Origin of the sequence: Allorhizobium undicola ORS 992 = ATCC 700741 (assembly GCF_000621665.1) — a bacterium.
Classification (GTDB): Bacteria; Pseudomonadota; Alphaproteobacteria; order Rhizobiales; family Rhizobiaceae; genus Allorhizobium; species Allorhizobium undicola.
In genome coordinates, this window is sequence record NZ_JHXQ01000004.1 from 47,714 (window position 1) to 70,205 (window position 22,492).

A 22,492-nucleotide genomic window follows, 5' to 3' on the forward strand; every position below is an offset into this window, starting at 1 on the left:
TTTTGGCGCATTTCCGGACGCAAAACCGACGACACTTTTGCTGGAAATGCGAGAGCATTTGCACGCAAAGTGCCGTTGCGGTTTTTCCTCGGCAAATGCTCTCATCAAGCCCAGGAATTGAACGATCAAAAAAATCGGGGTGCAAAAGCCCCGGTTTTTCTGTAGATGCTGTACTCGACAGAGCGTTTTCCATGGTTTTTGGAAGCGCTCTCGAATTTTGTTTCCACGCATATCCGGATCGGTGCCGGTTCAAAACCGTCCCGGAAATGCTCTCGTGATGCCGGACAGGATGCCATGGGCGCTTCGCTTCTGAGATTGACCACTTCCGCCGCCCTGGTCGGCGCCTTGAGCCTGACGATGGCAAGCTGCGGCCGCAAGGGCGACCTTGACAGGCCAAGCACCCCGGTTGCGCAGCAGAACAAGGCTGACGCGCCCGAAAAATCCAAGGCGCCAGACCGTAAATTCTTCCTCGATCCGCTGCTCTGACAGGTTAAGCCGTGAACCATTTTCAATATCGAGACGGCGTTCTTTACGCCGAAGACGTGGCCGTGACCGAAATCGCCAAGGCTGTCGGCACGCCTTTCTACTGTTATTCCACGGCCACGCTGGAGCGCCACTTCAAGGTGTTTTCCAAGGCTTTCGAAGGTGTGGATGCGCTGGTCTGCTATGCCTTGAAGGCCAATTCGAATCAGGCGGTGCTGAAAACGCTGGGCCAGCTTGGCGCTGGCGTCGATGTGGTCTCCGAAGGCGAATTGCGCCGGGCGCTTGCCGCGGGCATTCCGGCCAATCGCATCATGTTTTCCGGTGTCGGCAAGACGCCTTCGGAAATGGATCTGGCGCTGGAAGCGGGCATTTACTGCTTCAACGTCGAATCCGAGCCGGAGCTTGAAATCCTCAATCAACGGGCGTTGAAGGCGGGCCGCAAGGCGCATGTCTCCTTCCGCATCAATCCGGATGTGGATGCGCGCACCCACGCCAAGATTTCCACGGGCAAGAAGGAAAACAAGTTCGGCATTTCCTATGAGCGCGCCCGCGCCGTCTATGCCCGCGCCGCCAGCCTGGAGGGCATTCAGGTCACGGGCATCGACATGCATATCGGCAGCCAGATTACGGACTTACAGCCCTTTTCCGATGCCTTCCGGCTGTTGAAGGAACTGGTAGCGACCTTGCGCGGCGATGGCCACACCATCGATCATGTCGATGTGGGCGGCGGACTTGGCATTCCCTATCGCGACGACAACAACCCGCCACCGGAACCGGCAGCCTATGCGGAAATCGTCAAGGAACAGCTTGCCGGTCTCGATTGCCGTATCGTTACCGAGCCGGGCCGGCTGATCGTCGGCAATGCCGGTATTCTGGTGACGGAAGTGATCTATGTGAAAGACGGCGGCGAAAAGACCTTCGTCATCGTCGATGCGGCGATGAACGACCTGATCCGGCCGACGCTTTACGAGGCCTATCACGAAATCCGCCCCGTGGTGATTTCCGCCGCCAATGCCCCGCGCATCAAGGCCGATGTGGTCGGCCCCGTCTGCGAAACGGGTGATTATCTGGCGCTGGACCGGGAAATGTCCATGCCCCGGCCCGGCGATCTCTTCGCTGTCGGTTCGGCGGGCGCCTATGGCGCCGTGCAGGCAGGCACCTATAATACGCGGCGGCTGGTGCCGGAGGTTCTGGTCAAGGGCGATCAGTTCCATGTCATCCGCAAGCGGCCGAGCTATGACGAATTGATCGGACTGGACAGCGTTCCCGACTGGCTCGATTGAGGATCGGCGTTCACATTTGCGTCCGAACCGCGAAAAAGGCCGGGTTGATTTCACCCGGCCCTCGTCTTCGCCACAAAGAATGCTATCCTGTGCCCATGTGGGAAATGCGGCCATCGGGAATTGGTTGAGGGATGCCGCCGTAACCATCAAGGGAGCAAGGCGCTGGACAATGACCTTCGGCTGAAACGGCAGATTGCCATCAAGCGCGGCGTTGCGCGGGCGGTTCTTCTGGCCGAACGCATTTTGCCGCGGCTTCTGGCCCCGCTCGGTATCTTTGCCCTGCTGCTGGCCGTAAGCTGGCTGGGACTGTTTCGTGTCCTGCCGGATGCAGCGCGCTGGCCGCTGGTCTTCATGCTGGTATTCTCCATCCTCGCCTCGGCCTTGCCTTTGCTCAGGCTGCGTATGCCAAGCCGCGCGGAAGCCGACAGGCTGCTGGAGCAACGAAACCGCTTGCCGCACCAGCCCGTTGCCGTGCAGGAGGATGAACCGGCCTTCGATACCCCCTTCGCCAAAGCGTTGTGGCATGAGCATCAAAGACGCATGGCGGCAAGGATCGCCTCGCTTCACACCGGCCTGCCACAGCCGGACATCGCCAGCTTCGACCGGCACGCCCTGCGCGCCGTGCCCGCCTTGCTGTTTGCCGTTGCCTTTGTCTATTCCAGTTCGAACGGTGCCGGGCGACTGGCCGATGCCTTCCGGCTGCAATCCAGCGCCGCGGACGGCACCGATCTGCGCATCGATGCCTGGATCACCCCGCCGCCTTATACGGGCAGGGCTCCGGTCTTCCTGACCAGCCGCAATGGCACCGGCGAAGCCAATGCGCCGATGCAGATTTCGGTTCCGGAACAGTCGGTGCTGACGGTACGGCTTTCCGGCGACACCTCGGTCACTGCCGACTATCAGGGGGAAAGCGGGCCTGCTACACCGCTGCGCGACGCAGCAGAGAGCGCAAAGGCCGGCGGGGCAACTGCTTCGAGCCAGCCCTCGTCTCCCATTGCCGCAAGAGCGCTTGGCCTGACATTGACGCAAAGCGGCAGATTGAGTGTCGGGGACCGCCATTGGCCGATCACCGTTACCCCGGATCAAGCCCCGACCATTGCCTTTGACGGAATGCCGAAGCGGGCGGTGAACGGCGCGCTGGAAATCGGCTTCATTGCACGGGATGATTATGGCTTGCAGGAAGCCCGCGCCGAAATCGTTCCGCTGGAGACCGATGCTTCCGCCCGACCGCTCTATCCGCTGCCGGAGTTCAAGCTGGACCTGCCGCGCCGCAATGCAAGGGAGGTGAAGGGCACCTCCAGCCGCAACCTCACCGAACACCCGCTGGCGGGAAAGAAGGTTCGCATCACGCTGATCGTCAAGGACGGAGCCGGACATGAAGGCCGCAGTCCTTCGCATGACATGGTGCTGCCCGCGCGCCCCTTCTCCGAGCCGCTGGCGGCGGCGGTGGCGGAAGAGCGGCAGGTCTTTGCGCTGGATACGCGCAAGATGCCCGAGGCCATTGCCCTCAACGAAGCGCTGACGCTGCGCGCCGACGAGACCATTCCAAACCTGACCCATTATCTGCTGATCGAGGCGGCGCGGGCGCGCATGAAGATGGCCGATAATGACGAGAAGATGAAGGATACAGCCGATTATCTCTGGGAGATTGCGCTTGGAATCGATGACGGCGATGTCTCGCTGGCCGAGCGTAAACTGGCCGATGCCCAGAAGAGACTCTCGGAAGCCCTGGAGCGAAATGCCCCCGACAGCGAAATCCAGAAGTTGATGGCGCAACTGCGCCAGGCCATGCAGGACTACATGAAAGCGCTGGCCGAGCGCCAGCAACCGCAAAATGGCCGCCCGCAGCAGAATGCGCAAAAAATGCTGACAGAGCGCGATCTGCAAAACATGATGAACCAGATCGAAAACCTTGCCCGCTCCGGCAACAAGGACGCGGCGCGTGAGATGTTGCAGCAATTGCAGCAGATGATGAACAATCTGCAAGCCGGGCGTCCGCAACGCGGCACGCCGCAGCAACAGCAGCAATCCAGCCGGACGCGCCAGGAAATCGACAAGCTGGGCAAGCTGATGCAGGAGCAGCAGAAGCTGATGGATGAAACCTTCCGGCTGGATCAGGCCTTGAAGGACCAGATGCAGCGCGGCGATCCAACCCTGCCCGGCGATGACGAAGATCCGTTGCAGCAAATGCCGCCCATGGGTCAGCAGGGTAATCAGGGCGCGCCGCAGGATCAGCGCAGCACCGAAGACCTCAAACAGGCCCTGAAGCAATTGCGCGAGCGACAGGACGGGTTGGGCAAGCAATTGAAGGAGCTTCAGGAAGGATTGAAGGGCCTTGGCATCAAGCCCAATGAAGGTTTCGGCCGTGCCGACCGGGAAATGAAGGGTGCCGGTGAAGCGCTTGGCCGCAGTCAGGGCAGCCGTGCCGTGGAGGGGCAGGGCCGCGCCCTGGAAGCGCTGCGTCAGGGCGCGCGCGATATGATGAACCAGATGATGCAGGCCATGCGCCAGCAGGGACGCGGCCAGCAGCAGCAGGGCATGGGCGAAAACAACCCAGAGGGCCAGGATCCTCTTGGCAGGCCCCGCGCCAATGGTGGCCCCGACTTTGGTGAGCGGGTCAAGGTGCCGGACGAATTCGACGTGGAACGCGCCCGCGAAATTCTGGACGCCATTCGCGAAAAACTGGGCGACACATCCAGCCCGGAGGTCGAGCGCCGCTATCTGGAACGGCTGCTGGACAATCAATGACCGGGATAAGGGCAATGACCGTGATAAGGTGAAGTCTTTCCATGGCTGAGGCAAGCATGGAAGGCTTCAGGCTGGCTTGACGATCCGGCGGCCAGCGGCCGTCAGGCCGCCAGTGCCAGCGCCACCGCCTTGCGGATGTCGGGCAAAGCAAAAGGCTTCGGCACCACATCGATGATTTTCTGCATCAGATCTTCAGCGCGCTCGCGCTGCTCGGCATAGCCGGTCATCAGCAGGATTTTCAGGCCCGGAAAATCGGCATGAGCCCGATGGGCAAGCTCGATCCCGTCCATGACCGGCATACGAATATCGGAAAGCAGCAGGTCGAACTGGCTGGTGGAAAGCATTTCCAGCCCCTCGGCCCCGTCGGCTGCCTCATGTGTTTCATGTCCATCGAGCCGCAATGCCCGGGCAACAAAGGATCGCAACGAGTCCTCGTCTTCGGTGATCAGAATTTTGGCCATGCTCGAATTCCTACATTTCAGGGTTCTGGAAACACGTCATGCGTTTCTCTCTGAACCGACAGCGCCCACGTCGCCAGAACAGGAAGATCCGAGGGAAATCAGATTCGCCCCGTTCTCGCCAATCGGTTGGATGCCCAAATCACCAGCTTTTCCTTTTCGATCGGTAAACATCCGCGCAACGAAGCGAACAGATGGTTAACAACTCGTCTCAAAAACAGACGATTGCCGCGGGCAACAAAAAAAACCTGCGACGAAAACCGGCGCAGGGCAAAGAGCTACGGAAAAGGAGTAGCGTCGAGCCGCGGAGGTCATGCCAAAAGCATGTCGCGCAAAAATGTGCAGCGGTTTTGCGACAACGACCTGCGACAAACTACTGCATGATTCATTAAATCGGAGCCGATTTAAGGTGAAAATTATGCAGCAGATTTAAAGTGTTACAGCGTCCTTTGTGCGTTTGTTAAAACGCACGGCGCTGTAATGACGTAAAGCGTCAGGAGCGAATCTGAAAGATCGCGACACGCTTTACCCGGTCACGACGCCCACGAAAGGCAGTTCCCGGAAGGCATAGGCCACATCCATGCCATAGCCGACCACAAAGTAATCCGGGCACTCGAAGCCGACGAAATCGGCTTCAAAATCCTCCGTGCGCTTGACCTTCTTGTCCAGCAGCACGGCAATGGAAACATTGGCCGCCCCGCGCTCCAGCATCAGCGCCTTGGCAAATTGCAGCGTGCGGCCGGATTCGAGAATGTCATCGATAAGCAGCACGTTGCGGCCCTTCACGTCGCTATCGATGTCCTTGATGACCTTCACGCCGCGCGACACCGTGCCGGTGCCATAGCTGGACAGCGTGATGAACTCCACCTCCGGCGCAAGGCCGGTATGATGCAGCGCCCGGATGAGATCGGCCGCGAAAATGAAGGATCCCTTCAAAACGGCAATCACCAGCAGATCATCGGAGGGACCTTCGGCAATGGCCTTGGCAATCTCGGTGTTGCGCGCGGCGATCGCCTCGGCAGTGAAAAGCGGCTCGATTGTTTTTCCGCGCACGACAGGCATGGCTTCTCCATAAGTCAATGATGCATTCGGAGCGAGAGCTTTTCCGGGACAGGCTGAGCCGGTTTATCTCTGCGCATATGCGTAAACAGAAAGCGGGAGGATGATCCGGCCGACATGAAACGAGGACCGATAGAGCAAGCGTTCCCTACGGCCCGAAGACCTACCGCAAATCTGCCGCGCTGACAGCAGCCGGATCGAAAGAAAGCTTCAATTCCGGGGTTTTTCCACCGGGGTGGGGCAGTTTTGCAGCAATGCCCCGGCTTTGCCCGGCGCCAAGACCATCTGCTGGCGCTTCGATCAGCGTCGATGCCACGAGCCTGCCTTCAGAAAAAATATCGGCGCGAACCGGGGAAAGGCTTTGCCAGCCATCGCCGTGGTTTTCGATGATGGCGTTGATCAGCACGCTCGGAAGACCGGCAACATCCTGCTCGCGCAGCGTGACATGGGTAATGGCAAGTGGCCTGACCGGCGCAGATGAAGCAGCGGCAAAAAACACCTGCACACTGAGCGCGAGGACAAAGACCGCAAGCGCAATCAGCCCGACCATCGTAAGGAACATGCCACGGGAAAAGCCCTGCAAACGGCCTTCGAGAGTGCCAAGCAGCGCCTGCATTTCCCGGCGCCGCGCATGGGCTGGCGTGGAGGATGACAAAAATTCGGCCCGCAGGCGTGAGTGAAGATCCCCGACCGGATCCTTGACGGTCACGAAACGTGCATCCACCACATCCTGCGCCAGCACGAAGCCGCGGGCCGAAGCAGGGCGGGGACGCCGTTCGGGAAGAAGCAGGTCCATTTCGGGCTCGGAGGGTTTCGAGCGAAAGCGGAACGCATTCATGGGCTCTCCTTGCCGCGCCTTTCGGCTTGGCCCGTCTCTGTTGCAGCCAGATGCGCCACTGGGGGGGCATCTGGACGGATTAAAACGCTCCGGTGTCTCGGGCATTGAAACCAGACCCGTCCAGAGGTAAATTCGAATGGTTAATGATTTGCAAAAAATTGCCGGAATTTGCAGCTTCATGGTCGGCGTTTACCGAATGGTAACGTAGAACCTCAACAAGTCGGAAATGACTGCGGCAGCGCAGACCTCCTTTGCCTTTCACCGGAAACAAGCGGGCTTATCCTTGATTCATTTTGAAAATGTCGGCCTGAGATACGGCATGGGTTCCGAGATCCTCAGGGATCTCACCTTCGACATTCCCAAGCGCTCGTTCCAGTTTCTCACCGGTCCATCGGGCGCGGGCAAGACCACGCTTTTGCGCCTTTTGTTCATGTCGCTGAAGCCGACGCGCGGCCTGATCCGCAGCTTCGGACGCGACATCAACCAGATTCCGCGGGACGAGCTGCCGCTTCTTCGCCGGCGTATCGGCATCGTCTTCCAGGATTTTCGTCTGCTCGACCACCTGACCACCTATGAGAACGTGGCCCTGCCGCTGAGGGTACGCGGCAAGGAGGAAGCCAGCTATCGCCAGGACGTGCTGGAACTCCTGAAATGGGTTGGCCTTGGCGAACGTATCAATGTGCTTCCCGCCATTCTTTCCGGGGGGGAAAAGCAGCGCGCCGCCATCGCGCGCGCCCTGATCGACCGGCCGGAACTGCTTCTGGCCGACGAGCCGACCGGAAATGTCGATCCGCCTATGGCACGCCGGCTTCTGAGCCTGTTTCTCGAACTCAACCGGCTCGGCACCGCCGTCGTCATCGCCACCCACGATCTGGCCTTGATGGATCAGGTCAATGCACGGCGCATGATCCTGAGCGAGGGGCATCTCGATATCTATGAATAATCGTCAGCCGCCCCGTCCGCTTCCGCCGCGCATCACGCGCAGTCAACCCCAGCGCCCTGAGGCCACGCAGGGGCGCAAGCCGGAAATACAGGTGCGCGCCACCGGCCCCATCCTGCCGCCCTCCAACATTCAGGGTAATGCATTGATGGTGGTGATCGCCATCATGGCTTTTCTGGCCTGCCTGACGCTCGGCGCCGTTTCCATGGTGCGCGCCACCGCCGCAAGCTGGCAAAGCCAGATTTCCCGCGAGATCACCATCCAGATCAAGCCGGACGACGCCATAGACATGAACAAGGCGCTGGCGCGTGCCCGCGAGCTGGCTCTGACCTTCGTCGGCACCAAGAGCGGTGAAATCGTCGATGAGGCGGCAACCGCCCGCCTTCTCGAACCCTGGCTCGGCTCCGGCCTCGATATTAACGACCTGCCGGTGCCACGCCTCGTCATCATCACCATAGACGAGAACAACCCGCCCGATTTCGCCGCCATGCGCGACCTCTTGAGCACGCAGATACCGCAGGCCTTTCTGGACGATCACCGGACATGGGTGGACAGACTGGTATCCATGGCGCGAACCACCGTCCTGATCGGTTCGGGCGTTCTCGTGCTTGTTTTCACCGCCATGGTGCTGACCGTGATCTTTGCCACGCGCGGCGCGCTCTCCGGCAACCGGCACATCATCGAGGTTCTGCATTTCGTTGGCGCCGAAAGCCTGTTCGTTGCCAAGGAATTCCAGAAGCATTTCCTGAAAATAAGCCTGAAGGGCTCGGCGGCAGGCAGTCTGCTTGCCGCATCGGTTTTCGCGCTGGCCGGCTTTTGGCAGGACCAGAGGCTGGCAACGCCTCAGGCCGATCAGGCAAGCGCGCTCTTCGGCCGCTTCGAAATCGGCTTTACCGGCTATATGGGCATTTTCGCCACCATGATCGTCATTGCCCTGCTGACCACGGTCACGGCACGGCTTACCGTCATGCGGGCCATTTATGAAATCGACCAGATCCGCTCCGATCCAAGCCGCACCGACGGGCTGCCGCAAGACTGAGCGGATAAAGGGACTGAAACGGAAACCTTGGGCGTCAAGGATTGCAGGCAGCCTTGTCACGCCATGATCCGGAACATTTGCTCCAGGCATTTCCTGACGGAAAACCGGTTTCCACTTTTCCTGGAAATGCGGGGTCTCTGTTTTACGCATTTCCTGACGGAAAACCGGTTTCCACTTTTCCTGGAAATGCTCAGGGATTATGGACAGAACATGATCTTGCGTCGAAAAGATTCGCAGAACCGTTTGCAGTCCGCCCATCGGGCGGAGGGGCTGTTTTCGCCCCATGGCCGCCTTCGCAGAGTGCTGCGCTACGGCGGCTATCTCATGCTGGCGGTTATTGCCTTGCTGGTGGCGGGCTTCCTGCATTTCGCCGATCAGGTCACGCTCATGGTTCCGCCTGAAAACCCGAAGGCCGACGCCATCGTCGTCCTGACCGGCGGATACCAGCGCATCGACACCGCAATCGAGCTTCTGGAGCGCAAGGCAGGCCAACGCCTGCTGATTTCGGGCGTGGATCCCAATACCACGCCTTCGCAGATCCGCCGCATGACGCAGACGTCGCCCGCCCTGTTCAATTGCTGCGTGGATGTGGGCTATCAGGCCATAGACACGATTGGCAATGCCAATGAAGCAACGCGCTGGATAAACGACAAGCATTATGCCTCCGTGCTGGTCGTCACCAGCAATTACCACATGCAGCGCAGCCTGATGGAATTGCGGCGGCTGGACAGGCAAACGGATTTCATCCCCTATCCCGTCGTCAACAGCGACCTTCGCACCAAGGCGTGGTTTTCCGATCCCAATGCCCTGCGTACCCTGCTGGCGGAATATGTGAAAATGCTGCTGGCCCAGGGCCGTGACATCGTGGGTTGGGAAAGCTGGAGCGGGTTGCGCTCGGCCATGCGCTGAAAACCACGGCAAATCCCCCCGAAGAAAGCCGGAGTTTCATCTTTCGAGGCCTTGCGATTTCGTATAGGCAGGGCAGCATTCATTGCCGGATACTGCATCATGCTTGCACTACGCTCTCAAATCTTCAACGTGATTTTCTACGCCAACCTGATCATGCGCATGGTCCTGTTGTCGCCTTTCTATTTCATTTTGCCGCGCAAAACGGCCTATCGCATTCCCAAGGCCTGGGCCAGTTCCAGCCATTGGCTGATGAAAACCATTGTCGGCACCACCTTCGAAATCGAGGGGCTGGAGAACCTTCCCCAGGGAGGCTATATCCTTGCTCCCAAGCACCAGTCCTTCTGGGATACCTATGCGCTGCTGCCCTGGCTGAACGATCCGGTCTACATCCTCAAGCGTGAATTGATGTGGATTCCGCTCTTCGGCTGGTATGCCGCCAAGCAGCGGATGATCCCCGTCAACCGTGGCGCCCGCGGCAAGGCCATGGTGAAGGTCATGCAACGAACATCGCAGGAGATGGCCAAGGGGCGCCAGCTTGTCATCTATCCCGAAGGCACGCGACGTCCTCCGGGGGCTGAACCCGTTTACAAATACGGCATTGCCCGCCTCTATCGCGATCTCGGCATTCCCGTCGTGCCTGTGGCCGTTCATGCGGGCCTGTTCTGGCCCCGCCGCAGCACCATGCGCTATCCCGGCCATTACAAGATCCGTATCCTGCCGCCAATAGCGCCGGGCATGGAGCCTGACCGCTTCTTCGAAAAGCTCACGACGGAGCTGGAAGCCGCAAGCGATGCGCTTCTGCTGGAAGCTGCCGCAACCAATCCCGATCTGCCGCTGCCGCCCACCGCACTTCAGCGGATCGAAACGCTGAAGGCCAGCCGCTGAGCAGGAAACCGCCCCGCAAGGAGCATGGCTGTTTCAGCCCGCCGTCTCAAGCATCGAGCTGGCTGGCAACGCTCTCCAGCCAGCGGTCGCGAATTCCCATGCTGCGCAAATGCGCTACGGTATTGAGAACATAGGCATCGTTCGGGCCGGAATGGCCCGAAGCATTTGCCACCACGCCAACGGCTTCGTCCACGGATAGCCTTCCGGCATATTGCGGATGATCACGATCCACGACATAGCCCAGAGCCTGCACGGCGCGGCCATCGCCGAGAAGCAGGGAGAGGGTGCGTTCCTTGTAGACATGCGTCACCAGTTCGCGCTCGCGCAGATAGCTGAGAGCGCCGGGCCATTCGGCAGGCCCCACCCGGAAGGCCACCCCATGGCAGGAGCCTCCGAAATCCAGCCCCAGCACCAGTCCCGGCCGCTCCTGCGAGCCGCGATGGTGCCAGGAGCGCACGCAAAGCGACCGGCGATAGCCATGTGCCCGTGCCGAAATCTTCTCTTGAAACGGGAAACCCGGGTTCCACATCAAAGAACCGTAGCCAAAGACCCAAAATTCGTTCATATCCCAATACATACCAAAAGCTTCGAAGCGGCACACAATTGGAGAAGCCTATGGCCACGTCAAGCCGAGCGGGTAAAAGCACTGGAAAAAGGCGCCTTCTTTCCGCGCTTGTCTGGGCCATCCTGGCCATTATCGCCTATACGGCGGCATGGTTTGCCGTTGCCAATTACACCACGCAAAAAGTCGAATCGGTGTTTGACGGGGATAATCCGCTCGCAGCAGCCCTTGATTGCGACGACATGAGCATAGCCGGTTTTCCGCTGAGGTTCGGCCTGTTCTGCTCGAAGGTGAATATCAACGACCAGCGCAACGGCATCATGGGAACGGCGGGGGCCTTCCGCTCCTCCGCACAGATTTTCAGGCCCGGCAACATCACCTGGGAGCTGGATGGCCCGGCCATCATCCAGACTGCCAATCAGATTGCCGCGACGCTTCGCTGGGACCGGATGCACTCCAACATGTCGGTGGGCTGGAGCGGCACCGAATCCGCATCAACGAAGCTCGAACGCTGGCAAGCCAACATCACCGAGGCCAGCACCGGCGCCATGCTGGCGCTGGCAGGTGAGGAAGGCCGCATCAAGGTGAAGCGGGAGGGCGCCGATCTCACTGCCAGCCTGCGTCTTGTTTCTCTTGCCATTGGTGAAAACGACGATGCACAGCGCCTGCCCAACGCCACGGTGCAGGGCCAGTTGCGGCTCTTCGGTCAGGCTGGTGTTCTGGATATAGACCATCCCGTTCCCTTGCAGATCCATGGGCTCGAAGGTCAGTTCGATACGCTGGAAGTGGATATGGGCGAAGGGCGCAAGCTCAAGGCAAGCGGCCCGGTTTCCATCGATGAACGCGGCCTTGTCTCCGGCACGCTGAAAGTGGAGCTGGACAAGGTCGATAGCTGGCGGGATATGGTCATCGGCGCCTATCCCGGCACCAGGGATGCCGCCCGCCTTGCCGCCAAGGGCTTGCGGGCGCTGTTCATGGGCCAGAACCAGGGCAATGTAACGCTTCAGATCACCAACGGCGTCATCGTTCTGGGCTTCATTCCGCTCGGAAACATTCCGCCGCTTTAGGAAAAGCGGAATAATTCCAGAAACTTACTTTTTCTCCTCCAGCGCATGGCGGCCGAAGTCGGGAACGTCCACGTCCTGACCGGCCTCGACGATGGAGCGGCGGATGGCGCGGGTGCGGGTAAAAAGTTCGAACAGCTTGTCGCCCTCCCCCCAGCGTATGGCACGCTGCAAGGAAGCGAGATCCTCCGAAAACCGCGCCAGCATTTCAAGGATTGCATCCTTGTTGTGCAGGCAGACGTCGCGCCACATGGTGGGATCGGACGCTGCCAGGCGGGTAAAATCGCGAAAGCCGGAAGCGGAATATTTGATGACCTCGGATTCCGTCACTGTCTCGAGGTCATCCGCCGTACCGACGATGTTATAGGCGATGATATGCGGCAGGTGGGAAACGATCGCCAACACCTTGTCGTGATGCTGCGGGTCCATTTCATCCACCTTGGAGCCCAGAGCCTCCCAGAAGGCCCGAAGCCGGGCCAGCGGCTCGGCCGGTGTTTCGGGCAGCGGCGTGAAAATGCACCAGCGCCCTTTGAACAGGCCGGAAAAGCCTGCATCCGGACCGGATTTTTCCGTTCCCGCCAAGGGATGGCCGGGAATGAAATGCACGTCATCGGGCATGTGCGGCGCCATCTGCGCGATGACGGAAGCCTTGGTGGAACCGACATCGGTGACGATGGCGCCGGGCTTGAGGGCAGGCGCCATCTGCACCGCCACGCTTTCCGATGCCCCCACCGGCACCGAGACGATGACGAGATCGGCATTCTCCACGGCTTGCGCGGCAGAGGTCGTATAGCGGTCGCCAAGGCCGAGTTCTTCCGCCCGCGTCAAGGTATGCTGCGAGCGGGTAGAGATCACGATTTCACGCGCAAGACCGAGCTTGCGAATGTCGCGGGCAATGGACGAGCCGATCAGGCCAATGCCGATCAGCGCGATCCGGTCAAACATCGGCTGCATCAGGCCTGTCCCAGAAAGTCTTTAAGAGCGGCAATAACCCCGAGATTGGCCTCTTCCGTGCCAACTGACATGCGCAGCGAATTGGCAAATCCATAGGCCTTGACGGCGCGCAGAATAAACCCGCGCGACGTCAGGAATTCATCGGCCTGCGGCGCACGCTTGCCATCCACATCCGGAAAATGGATCAGCAGGAAATTGGCGACGGAGGGTGTCACCTTCAGCCCCATGGCCTCGAATTCCTGCGTCAGCCGGTTGATCCAGCCAAGATTGAAATCCACCACCTTGTCGGTAAAATCCCGATCCAGAATGGCGGCGGCACCAGCGGAAATCGCCGCACTGTTCAGATTGAAGGGGCCGCGTACCCGGTTGACGGCATCGATAATGGCGGCGGGCGCGTACATCCAGCCGATACGCAGTGCAGCAAGACCATAGATCTTCGAGAAGGTGCGCGTCATCACGACATTGCGGTTTTCGGAAACGATCTCGATACCCGCCTCATAGTCGTTGCGGCGAACATATTCGGAATAGGCGGCATCCAGCACCAGCAGGACATGCCTGGGCAGACCTGCCACCAGACGGCGAATATCCGCACCCGGCACATAGGTGCCCGTCGGGTTGCCGGGATTGGCGATGAAGATCATGCGGGTCTTGTCGGTGACAGCGGCGAGAATGGCATCCACATCCACCTGGCCGTTATTTTCCTTGACCGTTACCGGCGTGGCCCCAGCGGCGGTAATCTGGATCTTGTAGACCAGAAAGCCGTGTTCGGTGATGATCGCCTCATCACCCGCCCCGAGATAGACATGGGCCAGCAGTCCCAGCAATTCATCGGAACCGTTGCCGCAGAGAATATTGGCCGGATTGAGGCCGTGGGCGCTGGCAATGGCCTGGCGCAGCTTCACCGCCTGCCCGTCCGGATAGATCTCAAGCTGGCTGGCGGCAGCCTTGAAAGCTTCGATGGCCTTGGGGCTGGGGCCAAGCGGGGTTTCATTGGAGGAGAGCTTGTAAACCCGCTCCACGCCCGGCGCATGTTCCTTGCCCGGAACATAGGCTGCAATGTCGAGAATTCCCGGACGTGGAACAGGCTCAAGCTTGGCACTCATGGCAACGGATCCTGATGAAATGGACTTTGATGGAGGGTTTTGCCTTATCCGCTCGCACTTACTTTGTCGAGGGTGGAAGGTGCGAGGAGAGGTGTTTGACAATATCACGGGTTGTAGGAACACCCTGCGGCGCAAGCACCGGGGCAAAAACCCGGCGGGAAGCACGCACTGCCACCGGCAGGCCCTGATAAAGCCGCTTCTGCGCTTCCACGACGATCACGCCGCTGAAGGCGGGCGAAAAGATCCGCCCCAAGCGCTCGAAGGCGCTGCGCAGGCCAAGAATGGTCTTGAGCTGCGAGGGCGGGAAAAACAGCGCCTCCGCCGTTGCCCCCGGCGTAAAATTGGTCTCGCGAAACAGCGCCGTCAACTGGCGGCGCGAATAGGGGCGCCCGGAACCGAAGGGCGTGTGCTCCATGCGCGCCCAGACCCCGCGCCGGTTGGGCGCGACAATGACGAGGCGGCCGCCCGGCGCCAGCACCCGCCAGATTTCCTTGAGCGTCTCGCGCGGATTTTCGGCAAATTCCAGCGAATGCACCATCAGCACACGGTCGATCGAACTGTCGGGCAGCGGCAATTCCTCATCGAAAACCAGCGCCGTGGCCGACAGCTCCCCCGGCGGCCAGTTCACGGCGCCCTGCCCTGCGGGCATGAAGGCAAAGGCGCGCTCGGTATCGGCACGGAAACGGTCCAGATAAGGAATGGCATAGCCCAGCCCCACCAGTCGCTCTTCAGGAAGCCGAGCCCATAGCGAGGCAAGCGCCATGGAGATGGATTGTTCCGCAACCCGTCCGAGCTGGGAATGATAGAACTGGCGAAGATCGACAATATCCACATGCATAAACACGAATGTGACAGCACATTCCCCTGATTTCAAGGCGCAAGACTGGGTATCGGCCCGGCAAAAGGGGCATCCGGCTTTTGACCTCGACGGCGCGCCGTCCTACAGTTCCTCGGCAAACATGTGAGGAATCGCCTGATGAAAAGCCTTGAACTGGAAGTCTGTCTCTGCCGCAGCGATAATTTTGGCGTCTTGGTCCATTGTCCGGAAACAGGCCTCACGGCTTCGATCGACGCGCCGGAGGCAGGCCCGATCATCGCCGCGGCCGAGCGGCGCGGCTGGACCATCACGCATATCCTCACCACCCACCATCATACCGACCATGTCGAAGCCAATCTGGCGCTCAAGGAAAAATACGGCTGCACCATTATCGGGCCGGTCAACGAGGCCGTTGCCATTCCCGGCCTCGACCGCACCGCCGCCGACGGCGACGAGCTGTTGTTTGGCGCCCATCGCGTGCAGGTTATCGAAACCCCCGGCCACACGGCGGGACATGTCTGCTATCATTTCGTGGACAGCAAGCTGCTTTTTGCCGCCGATACGCTGTTTGCGCTGGGTTGCGGGCGGCTGTTCGAGCGCTCCGCCAGCGAGATGTGGCATTCCCTGCAAAAGCTATGCGTATTGCCAGACGAAACAGCCATTTATTTCGGCCATGAATATACGCTCTCCAATGCCCGTTTCGCGCTGACCATCGATCCCGACAATGCGCGACTGAAGACACGGGTGGAGGAAATAGAAGCCCTGCGGGCGGAAGGCCGCTTCACCATTCCCACCACGCTTTATCTGGAAAAGGAAACCAACCCTTTCCTGCGCGTCGCAGACCCTTCCATTCGCCGGAACCTGCTGATGGAAAGCCGCAGCAACGAAGAGGTTTTTGCCGAGATCCGCAAGCGCAAGGACAATTTCTGACATGCGCGCGCAAGACATCATTACCGCACTTTCCATGCAACCGCACCCCGAAGGCGGCTGGTATACGGAAACCTTTCGCGACAGCGCCGACGGCACGCGCGGGCACTCGACAGCCATCTACTATCTTTTGGAGCGTGGGCAGCGCTCGCATTGGCACAGGGTGCGCGATGCCGCCGAAGTCTGGCATTATTACGCGGGCGCGCCGCTTGCGCTTCATCGCTGCGACGATGGCAGGACCGTAACGACCATTCGTCTCGGTCCGGATGTACTCAAAGGCGAACGCCCTCAGGCCGTTATTCCGGGTAATAGAGCATTTTCAGGAAAAGTGGAAACCGGTTTTCCGTCCGAAAATGCGTAGAAATAAACAGCTAGAGTAGGACATTGTTTCCTTGAAACAATGTCCTACTCTAGCTGGCAGGCGGCGGAAAGTAGCGGCGATTTCACGCTCATCGGCTGCACGGTGGCGCCCGGTTTCAGCTTCGCGGCCTTCGAGATGGCGCCGCCGGGCTGGGCGCCTTGCGCCTGAACATGTCGCTTGCCGCCAGCACCGCGCCGCCGGTGATCAGCCCGCAGGCAGCCGCAATGCGCAGGTCCGGCTCGGCATAGCCGAAGAGAATGAGGATCAGCGTGGAAAGAAGCGGCGCGGCATAGCTGGCGGCACCCAATATCTGGATGTCGCCGTTCTTTACTCCGAAATCCCAGGCATAGAAGGCCGCCCCCACCGGTAAAAGACCAAGACCTGCCACGGCCAGCCATTGCGACAGGCTTTCGGGCCAGATCGTCTCTTCCAGCCCCAGATGGCAGACAAGCGACAGAAGCGACGTTGCCAGGCAAAAACCTGTGACGACATCGGTGGAAGCTGCCTCGAAACGCCGGGTGATCAGCGAATAGCCGGACCAGGTGAAGGCGCAAAGAAAGGCCGCGCCATAGCCGAAGGCATAGGCCGGATCGAAATGAAAGCCGTTCTTGCCGACGATCAGCACCGTTCCGCAAAGGCCCGCCACCGCGCCTGCGCCATGATACCAGCGCAGCCTCTCGCCCGGCAGCAGCGCCGAGCCGAAAACGATGAGCAGCGGCCAGAGATAGGCAATCAGCCCCGCTTCGACGGCAGGCGCATTGCGAAGGGCCGTGAAGTACAGAAAATGATAGCCGAACAGACCGGCAATGCCGACGACCCACACTTTTGCCGGCTGGTTGAGCAGACGAAGCCGCTGAGGCCGCAGAAGGAAGGTGAAAAGCCCCGGAAGCGCACCGATGGCAAAGCAGATGGCGGAAAGCTGGAAGGGTGGCATTTTTCCCGAAGCCGCCGTCATCAGGGCTAAAAACGACCACATCAGAATGGCGCTGAAACCGATCAGCGTCGCCTTGATTTTCATGCGCCCTCCGGCGGCAACAACCGCCTGCGGTCAGGCGCCGAAACGGGTTGCCGTGATGTATAGCGGGCCAACGCGGGTCGGCACCTTGGCATAGACAGGAGCATATAGCTTCATGCCGCCAGCCTTGGCAAACCAGATTTCCATATCCTGAGCCTGACGAAGATATTCAATATCGCTGCGGCCCTTGTTGAAGCCCGATTTCGGCACATAGCGCACATTGCACACGGTTGCCTCGCCGGAAGTATCGCCCGCCGTGAACTTCGCCTTGCCCTTGGGCGAAAGCACCAGATCCATGCGGCTCTCGCCATCATAGATCGGGATGGTGCGATTGCAGAGCCCGCCATTATCCGAAAGCACCAGCCCGCCCAGCGGATCGAATACGGACCGCAAATCCCCAGGCGCAACCGGAATCCAGCGCTCCGCGTTACGCTTCGGCTCCGGGGTTATGCTCGTTCTGACCACCGATCCGCCGGAAAAGCGCACATCATAGGTGCGCGTGCGCTTGCCGCGGGTGTAGACAAGCTCGTAACTGGCAGGCTGAAGCTTCTCGGCGCCCACCATCTGCCCTTCCACGCTCGTGCTGGCCGTAAGGCTGGTGAAGACATTGACGAGCCCCGCCGAGGAAATGTCCCCGGCAATCCGGTAGTCGCGATCACTGATATGCGTGGTGAAGGAGGCCCGCGCCACGGGCAGGCCCGCCAGCGTCACCCTGTAGTCGGTGCGATAGCTTTCATCGGCCCATGCTGACCCGCCAAAGGCCGCGGCAGCGGCCAGAGCCGCCACAAACAATCTACCAACATCCCGAAAAGCCATCATCGTCAGCGCCATCCTGTTGCACTCGAAAGAAACTATCTAGGACGGCTACTGTGGCAAGACGATAGCGGGAGACTCGGGAAATGCGGCGATTTTAGAAGTTTGGCTTGACGGGGGCGGTCAAGCTGACTATAGAACCGCAACTTTCCAATCAGACCGCGTTGGATTGCGCGCCCGAGTTATAGCCGGGACGTTTTCCGATTGCCAAGAAGAATATAGGTGCAACATGTCCCGTGTATGTGAATTGACCGGCAAGGGCGTCCAGTCGGGCAACAATGTCAGCCACGCCAACAACAAGACCAAGCGCCGGTTCCTGCCGAACCTGTGCGACGTCACGCTGATTTCCGACGCTCTCGGCCAGCGTTACCGTCTGCGCGTTTCCGCTGCCGCCCTGCGCTCTGTCGAGCATCGCGGTGGCCTGGACGCCTTCCTCATCAAGGCTGATGAAACCGAATTGTCGATGCGCGCCCGTCTGCTGCGTCGCCAGATCGTCAAGAAGACCGCTGAAGCTGCCTGATTTTCGGCCCCTTCATTGAAGGGTAGCGTTCTTTTGGAATTGAGAGGCTTGGACGGGCAACCGTTCAAGCCTTTTCATTTGCAGGCATTCCCGGAATTATGGAAAGCCCTTGCCGGGGCATCCGGAGAGCGCGCCGAAACAGGCTGGTGGCATAACCCAGGATAAAAAAATGCTCTCTCTCAAGCACATGCTCGCCTATGGCGCATTGATGACCCTTGTGGTCGTTGCGTCCAACATTCTCGTGCAATATCCGCTGACCGGCGAACTGGCTGGCATTCAGTTGGGCGACCTCCTGACCTATGGGGCCTTTACCTATCCCGTGGCCTTTCTGGTGACAGACCTCACCAATCGGCAATTCGGCCCCTCCATGGCCCGCCGTGTGGTCTTCGTCGGCTTTCTGGTGGGTGTGACGATTTCCTTCCTCACCTCGCAGCCGCGTATCGCCATGGCCTCCGGCACTGCCTATCTGGTCGGGCAATTGCTGGACATCAGCGTCTTCAACCGCCTGCGCCAGCAAAGCTGGTGGAAGGCGCCGCTTGCCGGTTCGCTCTTCGGTTCAGTGCTGGATACGCTGCTGTTCTTCTCGATCTCCTTCGCCCCCGCCTTTGCCTTTATCGGCGCCAATGACGACTTTGCGATTGGCTGGGCGCCGCTGTTCGGCGTGTTTTCCACCGAAGCACCGCGCTGGATTTCCTGGGCGCTTGGCGATTTCACCGTGAAGATGACGGTGGGCCTGGTGATGCTGCTGCCCTATGGTGCGCTGATGAACGTTCTGAAGCCTTACCGGGCTACGGCAGCAACCTGAATTCCAGCATCAGACTGCGCTGCAAGATGGAATGGTTGTCGTCGGAGACGAGGATCAGCCGCAGGTCGCCCTCACCGGCATCGATCACGTCCAGACCTTCCATATTGTCGATCTGGAAGCTGTAATCGGCTTCCAGCAAAACCTCGCCGTCCACCGGAGAAGTTTCAAGACCGGCGGCAGGCTTCACCGCCTTGCCTGCAATGCGAAGGATGCGCATGGCAACACCCGTGGAGAAGCGAAAGCGCCGTTCCAGCAGCAGAAGATCGCCATTTGGCAACCACGCTCCGTCCGTCACGTCGAAGCCGTCATGGCGGGCAACACGGAAAGCGCCAGAGGCGGGGCCATCCACCACACCGGCCAGAAGATTGCCGTCATTGTCGAGGCTTTTCTCCGTCACCGTCACAAGCCCGCCAGCAAGCGGACCAGAGGATGGAGAAACCGTCAGCGTTTCAAGGCTTTGATTGCCACGCAACTCGGCAACGGGAAATGGTAGTTTCAAACTGCGTTCAGGTTTTGCCGTCTCGAAATCCTTCAAGGGATATTGATCGATGCGGTGCTGTTGCTCGAAACCGACATAGATCTTTTCGCCGCGAATAGCGAGGCTTTCGGCATCCATGGCCCATTTCGGCGCATTGCTGCGCCCGCCCGCATCCAGCATGGGCGCAATGGACAGGCCTGAGAGGCCTGAGAGCTTGCCCTTTTGATCGCGCTCGATCGTGCCGGAAATCCAGTCTCCGGTATCGAGAACACCAATGAAATGCCGCCGATCCGGCAGAAAGCGGATAGAGGACCATGCGCCGAACAGACTGTTGGGCGAGGTCATGGAAATTCCGCCCAGAAACTCCAGCTTGCCGAACAGCTTGTGATCACTGCCCGGCTTGAATTCCGTGATCTGCCGGCTTGTCACTGTCAGCGGCTCGGCCGAGGCGCGCAAGCCCCCCAGCATCGACAGTGACAGCACCAGTGCAAGCCCCGGCAGCCTGAAGGCTTTCAGCATCAGCCGGTCCTGCGGAAGGAGCCGAGGGGATTGCGGGCAGGCTTGTCCTCGAACAAGGCAGCCAGTTGCTCGGTCATCGCGCCCGCCAGCTCGTCGGCATCGACGATCGTCACGGCGCGGCGATAATAGCGCGTCACGTCATGGCCGATGCCGATCGCCAGCAGCTCCACCGGCGAACGGGTCTCGATCTGCTCGATCACGGCGCGCAAATGCCGCTCGAGATAATTGCCCGGATTGACGGACAGGGTCGAGTCATCCACCGGCGCGCCATCGGAAATCATCATCAGGATCTTGCGTTGTTCGCGCCGCGCGATCAGGCGGTTATGCGCCCACATCAGCGCTTCGCCGTCGATGTTTTCCTTGAGCAGGCCTTCACGCATCATCAGGCCGAGATTACGCCGCGCCCGCCGCCAGGGGGCATCCGCCGCCTTGTAGACGATATGGCGCAGGTCGTTGAGACGTCCCGGCGTTGCGGGTTTGCCATTGGCCAGCCAGCGCTCACGGCTCTGCCCGCCCTTCCAGGCCTTGGTGGTGAAGCCGAGAATCTCGACCTTCACGCCGCAACGCTCCAGCGTGCGGGCCAGGATGTCGGCGCAGGTGGCCGCAACGGTAATGGGACGGCCACGCATCGAGCCGGAATTGTCGATGACCAGCGTCACGACCGTATCGCGGAACTGCGTATCCTTTTCCCGCTTGAAGGAAAGCGGCTGCATGGGATCGATGATCATGCGCGTCAGCCGCGCCGGATCGAGATAGCCCTCTTCCAGATCGAAATCCCAGGACCGGTTCTGCTGCGCCATCAGGCGGCGTTGCAGCCGGTTGGCAAGGCGCCCGACGGCCCCTTGCAAATGCGCAAGCTGCTTGTCCAGAAACGCGCGCAGACGGTCCAGTTCGGCGTCGTCGCAGAGTTCTTCCGCCGTGATTTCCTCGTCGAACTCCTCGGTAAAGACCTTGTAATCGACCTTTTCGTTGAAATCGTCGAAGGGGCTGGCCGGGCGGCGCATTTCGCCGGGGGTTTCGCTGTCGTCGTCGCCTTCTTCCGACATGTCGTCGTCGGAAATTTCGGCGCCGTCCATTTCGCCGTCTTCCATCTGCTCTTCGGCAGATTCGCTTTCATCGGCAGGCGCGCTTTCGGAACCGGCCTCCTCCTGAGAGTTTTCCTGTTCCTCCTCGCCGCTGCGGGGCTGGTCCTCCTCGGAGTTTTCCTCCTCCTGCCCCTCTTCCGGGTCTTCGCCCATGTCCTCGGCCACTTCCATGGAAGAGAGCATATGACGCACCACGCGCGCGAAGGCCTTCTGATCCTCGATCACCGAGGCCAGGTCTGCAAAATCACTGCCCGCCTTGTCCTCGATGAAGGGCCGCCAGAGGTCGAGAACCTTGCCGGCACTTTCCGGCGGGGTCTGCCCGGTCAGCGCCTGACGCACCATCATGGCCACGGCCTCGGAAAGCGGCGCATCCTCGCGCCGCTCTATGCCGGTAAAATTGGCCTTGGCATATTTTTCGGTGTTCATAGAGTGCAGGTTGCGGGCCACGCCCTGCATTCTGAGCGCGCCGATGGATTCCACCCGCGCCTGCTCCACCGCGTCGAATACCGCCCGCGCATCCTGGCCCTCCGGGGCCATGGCGGCGTGGATCTTCTGGTCATGACAGGCAAGGCGCAGCGCAATCGAATCGCCAATACCACGGGTGACGGCAATTTCCTGCGCCGTGGGGCGCTTGGAAATCTCCGGCAGGCGCACACGTTCGCCCGCCAGCCCCGGCCGCTCATTGGCGAAGGCCACCTCCACATTGGGATTGCCGGCAATGGAACGCACACAGCCGGTTATGGCCCGGCGCATCGGTTCGGTATCCACCGCCGTGCCGGGTCTTGCTTGGGAATTATCGCCGCGACCTGCCATGATGAACCCGTCCC

General features: G+C 60.1%; 22 protein-coding genes and 1 pseudogene. 12 read left to right on the forward strand and 11 right to left on the reverse strand.

What is annotated here, in order from left to right; genetic code table 11:
* The first annotated feature begins 294 nt into the window (after positions 1–294).
* From lptM to T424_RS0105825, 3 genes are all read left to right on the forward strand, one after another.
* Positions 295–486: an LPS translocon maturation chaperone LptM gene (gene lptM, locus T424_RS20300; protein WP_037066840.1), complete on the forward strand. Its 192-nt coding sequence runs from the start codon at positions 295–297 to the stop codon at positions 484–486.
* An 11-nt stretch (positions 487–497) separates the two neighbouring features.
* A complete protein-coding gene (lysA, locus tag T424_RS0105820) occupies positions 498–1,766 on the forward strand; it encodes a diaminopimelate decarboxylase (protein WP_027486889.1) in 1,269 nt (422 codons plus the stop codon).
* 120 nt (positions 1,767–1,886) lie between these two features.
* The gene (locus T424_RS0105825; protein WP_245269448.1) at positions 1,887–4,514 is read left to right on the forward strand and encodes a TIGR02302 family protein; all 2,628 of its coding nucleotides are present in this window, start codon (positions 1,887–1,889) and stop codon (positions 4,512–4,514) included.
* A gap of 101 nt (positions 4,515–4,615) precedes the next feature.
* Here T424_RS0105825 and T424_RS0105830 read toward each other — a convergent pair whose 3' ends face one another.
* From T424_RS0105830 to T424_RS0105840, 3 genes are all read right to left on the reverse strand, one after another.
* Positions 4,616–4,975 carry a response regulator gene (locus tag T424_RS0105830; protein ID WP_027486891.1) on the reverse strand — a complete coding sequence of 120 codons (360 nt, stop codon included), beginning with the start codon at positions 4,973–4,975 and terminating at the stop codon, positions 4,616–4,618.
* Positions 4,976–5,497: 522 nt separating this feature from the next.
* A complete protein-coding gene (hpt, locus tag T424_RS0105835; RefSeq protein WP_027486892.1) occupies positions 5,498–6,034 on the reverse strand; it encodes a hypoxanthine phosphoribosyltransferase in 537 nt (178 codons plus the stop codon).
* Positions 6,035–6,194: 160 nt separating this feature from the next.
* Complete coding sequence (locus tag T424_RS0105840; RefSeq protein WP_027486893.1) at positions 6,195–6,869, reverse strand: hypothetical protein; 675 nt, start codon at positions 6,867–6,869, stop codon at positions 6,195–6,197.
* Between the two features lie 283 nt (positions 6,870–7,152).
* Here T424_RS0105840 and ftsE point away from each other — a divergent pair, with 283 nt between their 5' ends.
* The 4 genes from ftsE (at position 7,153) to T424_RS0105860 (ending at position 10,642) form a co-directional block, all read left to right on the forward strand.
* Positions 7,153–7,812 (forward strand): cell division ATP-binding protein FtsE, encoded by a 660-nt coding sequence (gene ftsE, locus T424_RS0105845; RefSeq protein ID WP_027486894.1) that lies wholly within the window; start codon positions 7,153–7,155, stop codon positions 7,810–7,812.
* Positions 7,805–8,848 carry a cell division protein FtsX gene (locus T424_RS0105850; protein WP_154664817.1) on the forward strand — a complete coding sequence of 348 codons (1,044 nt, stop codon included), beginning with the start codon at positions 7,805–7,807 and terminating at the stop codon, positions 8,846–8,848. The genes ftsE and T424_RS0105850 overlap by 8 nt, the downstream gene beginning before the upstream one ends.
* 210 nt (positions 8,849–9,058) lie before the next feature.
* Positions 9,059–9,757 (forward strand): YdcF family protein, encoded by a 699-nt coding sequence (locus T424_RS0105855; RefSeq protein ID WP_051558832.1) that lies wholly within the window; start codon positions 9,059–9,061, stop codon positions 9,755–9,757.
* A gap of 99 nt (positions 9,758–9,856) precedes the next feature.
* Positions 9,857–10,642: a lysophospholipid acyltransferase family protein gene (locus tag T424_RS0105860; RefSeq protein WP_027486897.1), complete on the forward strand. Its 786-nt coding sequence runs from the start codon at positions 9,857–9,859 to the stop codon at positions 10,640–10,642.
* A 46-nt stretch (positions 10,643–10,688) separates the two neighbouring features.
* Here the strand turns inward: T424_RS0105860 and T424_RS0105865 are convergent, their stop codons facing one another.
* On the reverse strand, positions 10,689–11,219 hold the full coding sequence (locus tag T424_RS0105865) for a gamma-glutamylcyclotransferase (RefSeq protein WP_027486898.1): 531 nt from the start codon (positions 11,217–11,219) through the stop codon (positions 10,689–10,691).
* Positions 11,220–11,257: 38 nt separating this feature from the next.
* On the opposite strand from T424_RS0105865, the gene T424_RS21710 reads away from it, so the two are divergent.
* On the forward strand, positions 11,258–12,271 hold the full coding sequence (locus T424_RS21710) for a DUF2125 domain-containing protein (protein ID WP_027486899.1): 1,014 nt from the start codon (positions 11,258–11,260) through the stop codon (positions 12,269–12,271).
* A gap of 24 nt (positions 12,272–12,295) precedes the next feature.
* Here the strand turns inward: T424_RS21710 and T424_RS0105875 are convergent, their stop codons facing one another.
* From T424_RS0105875 to T424_RS0105885, 3 genes are read right to left on the reverse strand one after another with little or no spacing between them, the layout of a single operon-like run.
* A complete protein-coding gene (locus T424_RS0105875) occupies positions 12,296–13,222 on the reverse strand; it encodes a prephenate/arogenate dehydrogenase family protein (RefSeq protein WP_027486900.1) in 927 nt (308 codons plus the stop codon).
* Positions 13,222–14,325 (reverse strand): histidinol-phosphate transaminase, encoded by a 1,104-nt coding sequence (gene hisC, locus T424_RS0105880; RefSeq protein WP_027486901.1) that lies wholly within the window; start codon positions 14,323–14,325, stop codon positions 13,222–13,224. The genes T424_RS0105875 and hisC overlap by 1 nt, the downstream gene beginning before the upstream one ends.
* A gap of 58 nt (positions 14,326–14,383) precedes the next feature.
* Positions 14,384–15,163, reverse strand: coding sequence for a class I SAM-dependent methyltransferase (locus T424_RS0105885; protein ID WP_027486902.1), 780 nt, complete (start codon positions 15,161–15,163; stop codon positions 14,384–14,386).
* 138 nt (positions 15,164–15,301) lie between these two features.
* On the opposite strand from T424_RS0105885, the gene gloB reads away from it, so the two are divergent.
* Both gloB and T424_RS20310 read left to right on the forward strand, forming a co-directional pair.
* The gene (gene gloB, locus T424_RS0105890; protein ID WP_027486903.1) at positions 15,302–16,072 is read left to right on the forward strand and encodes a hydroxyacylglutathione hydrolase; all 771 of its coding nucleotides are present in this window, start codon (positions 15,302–15,304) and stop codon (positions 16,070–16,072) included.
* 34 nt (positions 16,073–16,106) lie between these two features.
* Positions 16,107–16,598: pseudogene (locus T424_RS20310) on the forward strand (cupin domain-containing protein).
* On the opposite strand, the gene yddG reads toward T424_RS20310, so the two are convergent.
* Complete coding sequence (gene yddG / locus T424_RS0105900) at positions 16,546–17,448, reverse strand: aromatic amino acid exporter YddG (RefSeq protein WP_027486904.1); 903 nt, start codon at positions 17,446–17,448, stop codon at positions 16,546–16,548. The pseudogene T424_RS20310 and the gene yddG overlap by 53 nt on opposite strands.
* Positions 17,449–17,478: 30 nt before the next feature.
* On the reverse strand, positions 17,479–18,264 hold the full coding sequence (locus tag T424_RS0105905; RefSeq protein WP_407921381.1) for a DUF3108 domain-containing protein: 786 nt from the start codon (positions 18,262–18,264) through the stop codon (positions 17,479–17,481).
* A 223-nt stretch (positions 18,265–18,487) separates the two neighbouring features.
* Between T424_RS0105905 and rpmB the strand changes: the two genes are divergently transcribed.
* Both rpmB and T424_RS0105915 read left to right on the forward strand, forming a co-directional pair.
* Positions 18,488–18,778 carry a 50S ribosomal protein L28 gene (gene rpmB, locus T424_RS0105910; RefSeq protein WP_027486906.1) on the forward strand — a complete coding sequence of 97 codons (291 nt, stop codon included), beginning with the start codon at positions 18,488–18,490 and terminating at the stop codon, positions 18,776–18,778.
* 169 nt (positions 18,779–18,947) lie between these two features.
* Positions 18,948–19,583 carry a VUT family protein gene (locus tag T424_RS0105915; protein ID WP_027486907.1) on the forward strand — a complete coding sequence of 212 codons (636 nt, stop codon included), beginning with the start codon at positions 18,948–18,950 and terminating at the stop codon, positions 19,581–19,583.
* On the opposite strand, the gene T424_RS0105920 is transcribed toward T424_RS0105915, so the two are convergent.
* Both T424_RS0105920 and cobT read right to left on the reverse strand, forming a co-directional pair.
* Positions 19,567–20,529 (reverse strand): esterase-like activity of phytase family protein, encoded by a 963-nt coding sequence (locus tag T424_RS0105920; protein ID WP_407921383.1) that lies wholly within the window; start codon positions 20,527–20,529, stop codon positions 19,567–19,569. The two genes, T424_RS0105915 and T424_RS0105920, sit on opposite strands and share 17 nt — an antisense overlap.
* A 50-nt stretch (positions 20,530–20,579) precedes the next feature.
* A complete protein-coding gene (gene cobT / locus T424_RS0105925) occupies positions 20,580–22,478 on the reverse strand; it encodes a cobaltochelatase subunit CobT (protein WP_027486909.1) in 1,899 nt (632 codons plus the stop codon).
* Positions 22,479–22,492 lie beyond the last annotated feature (14 nt).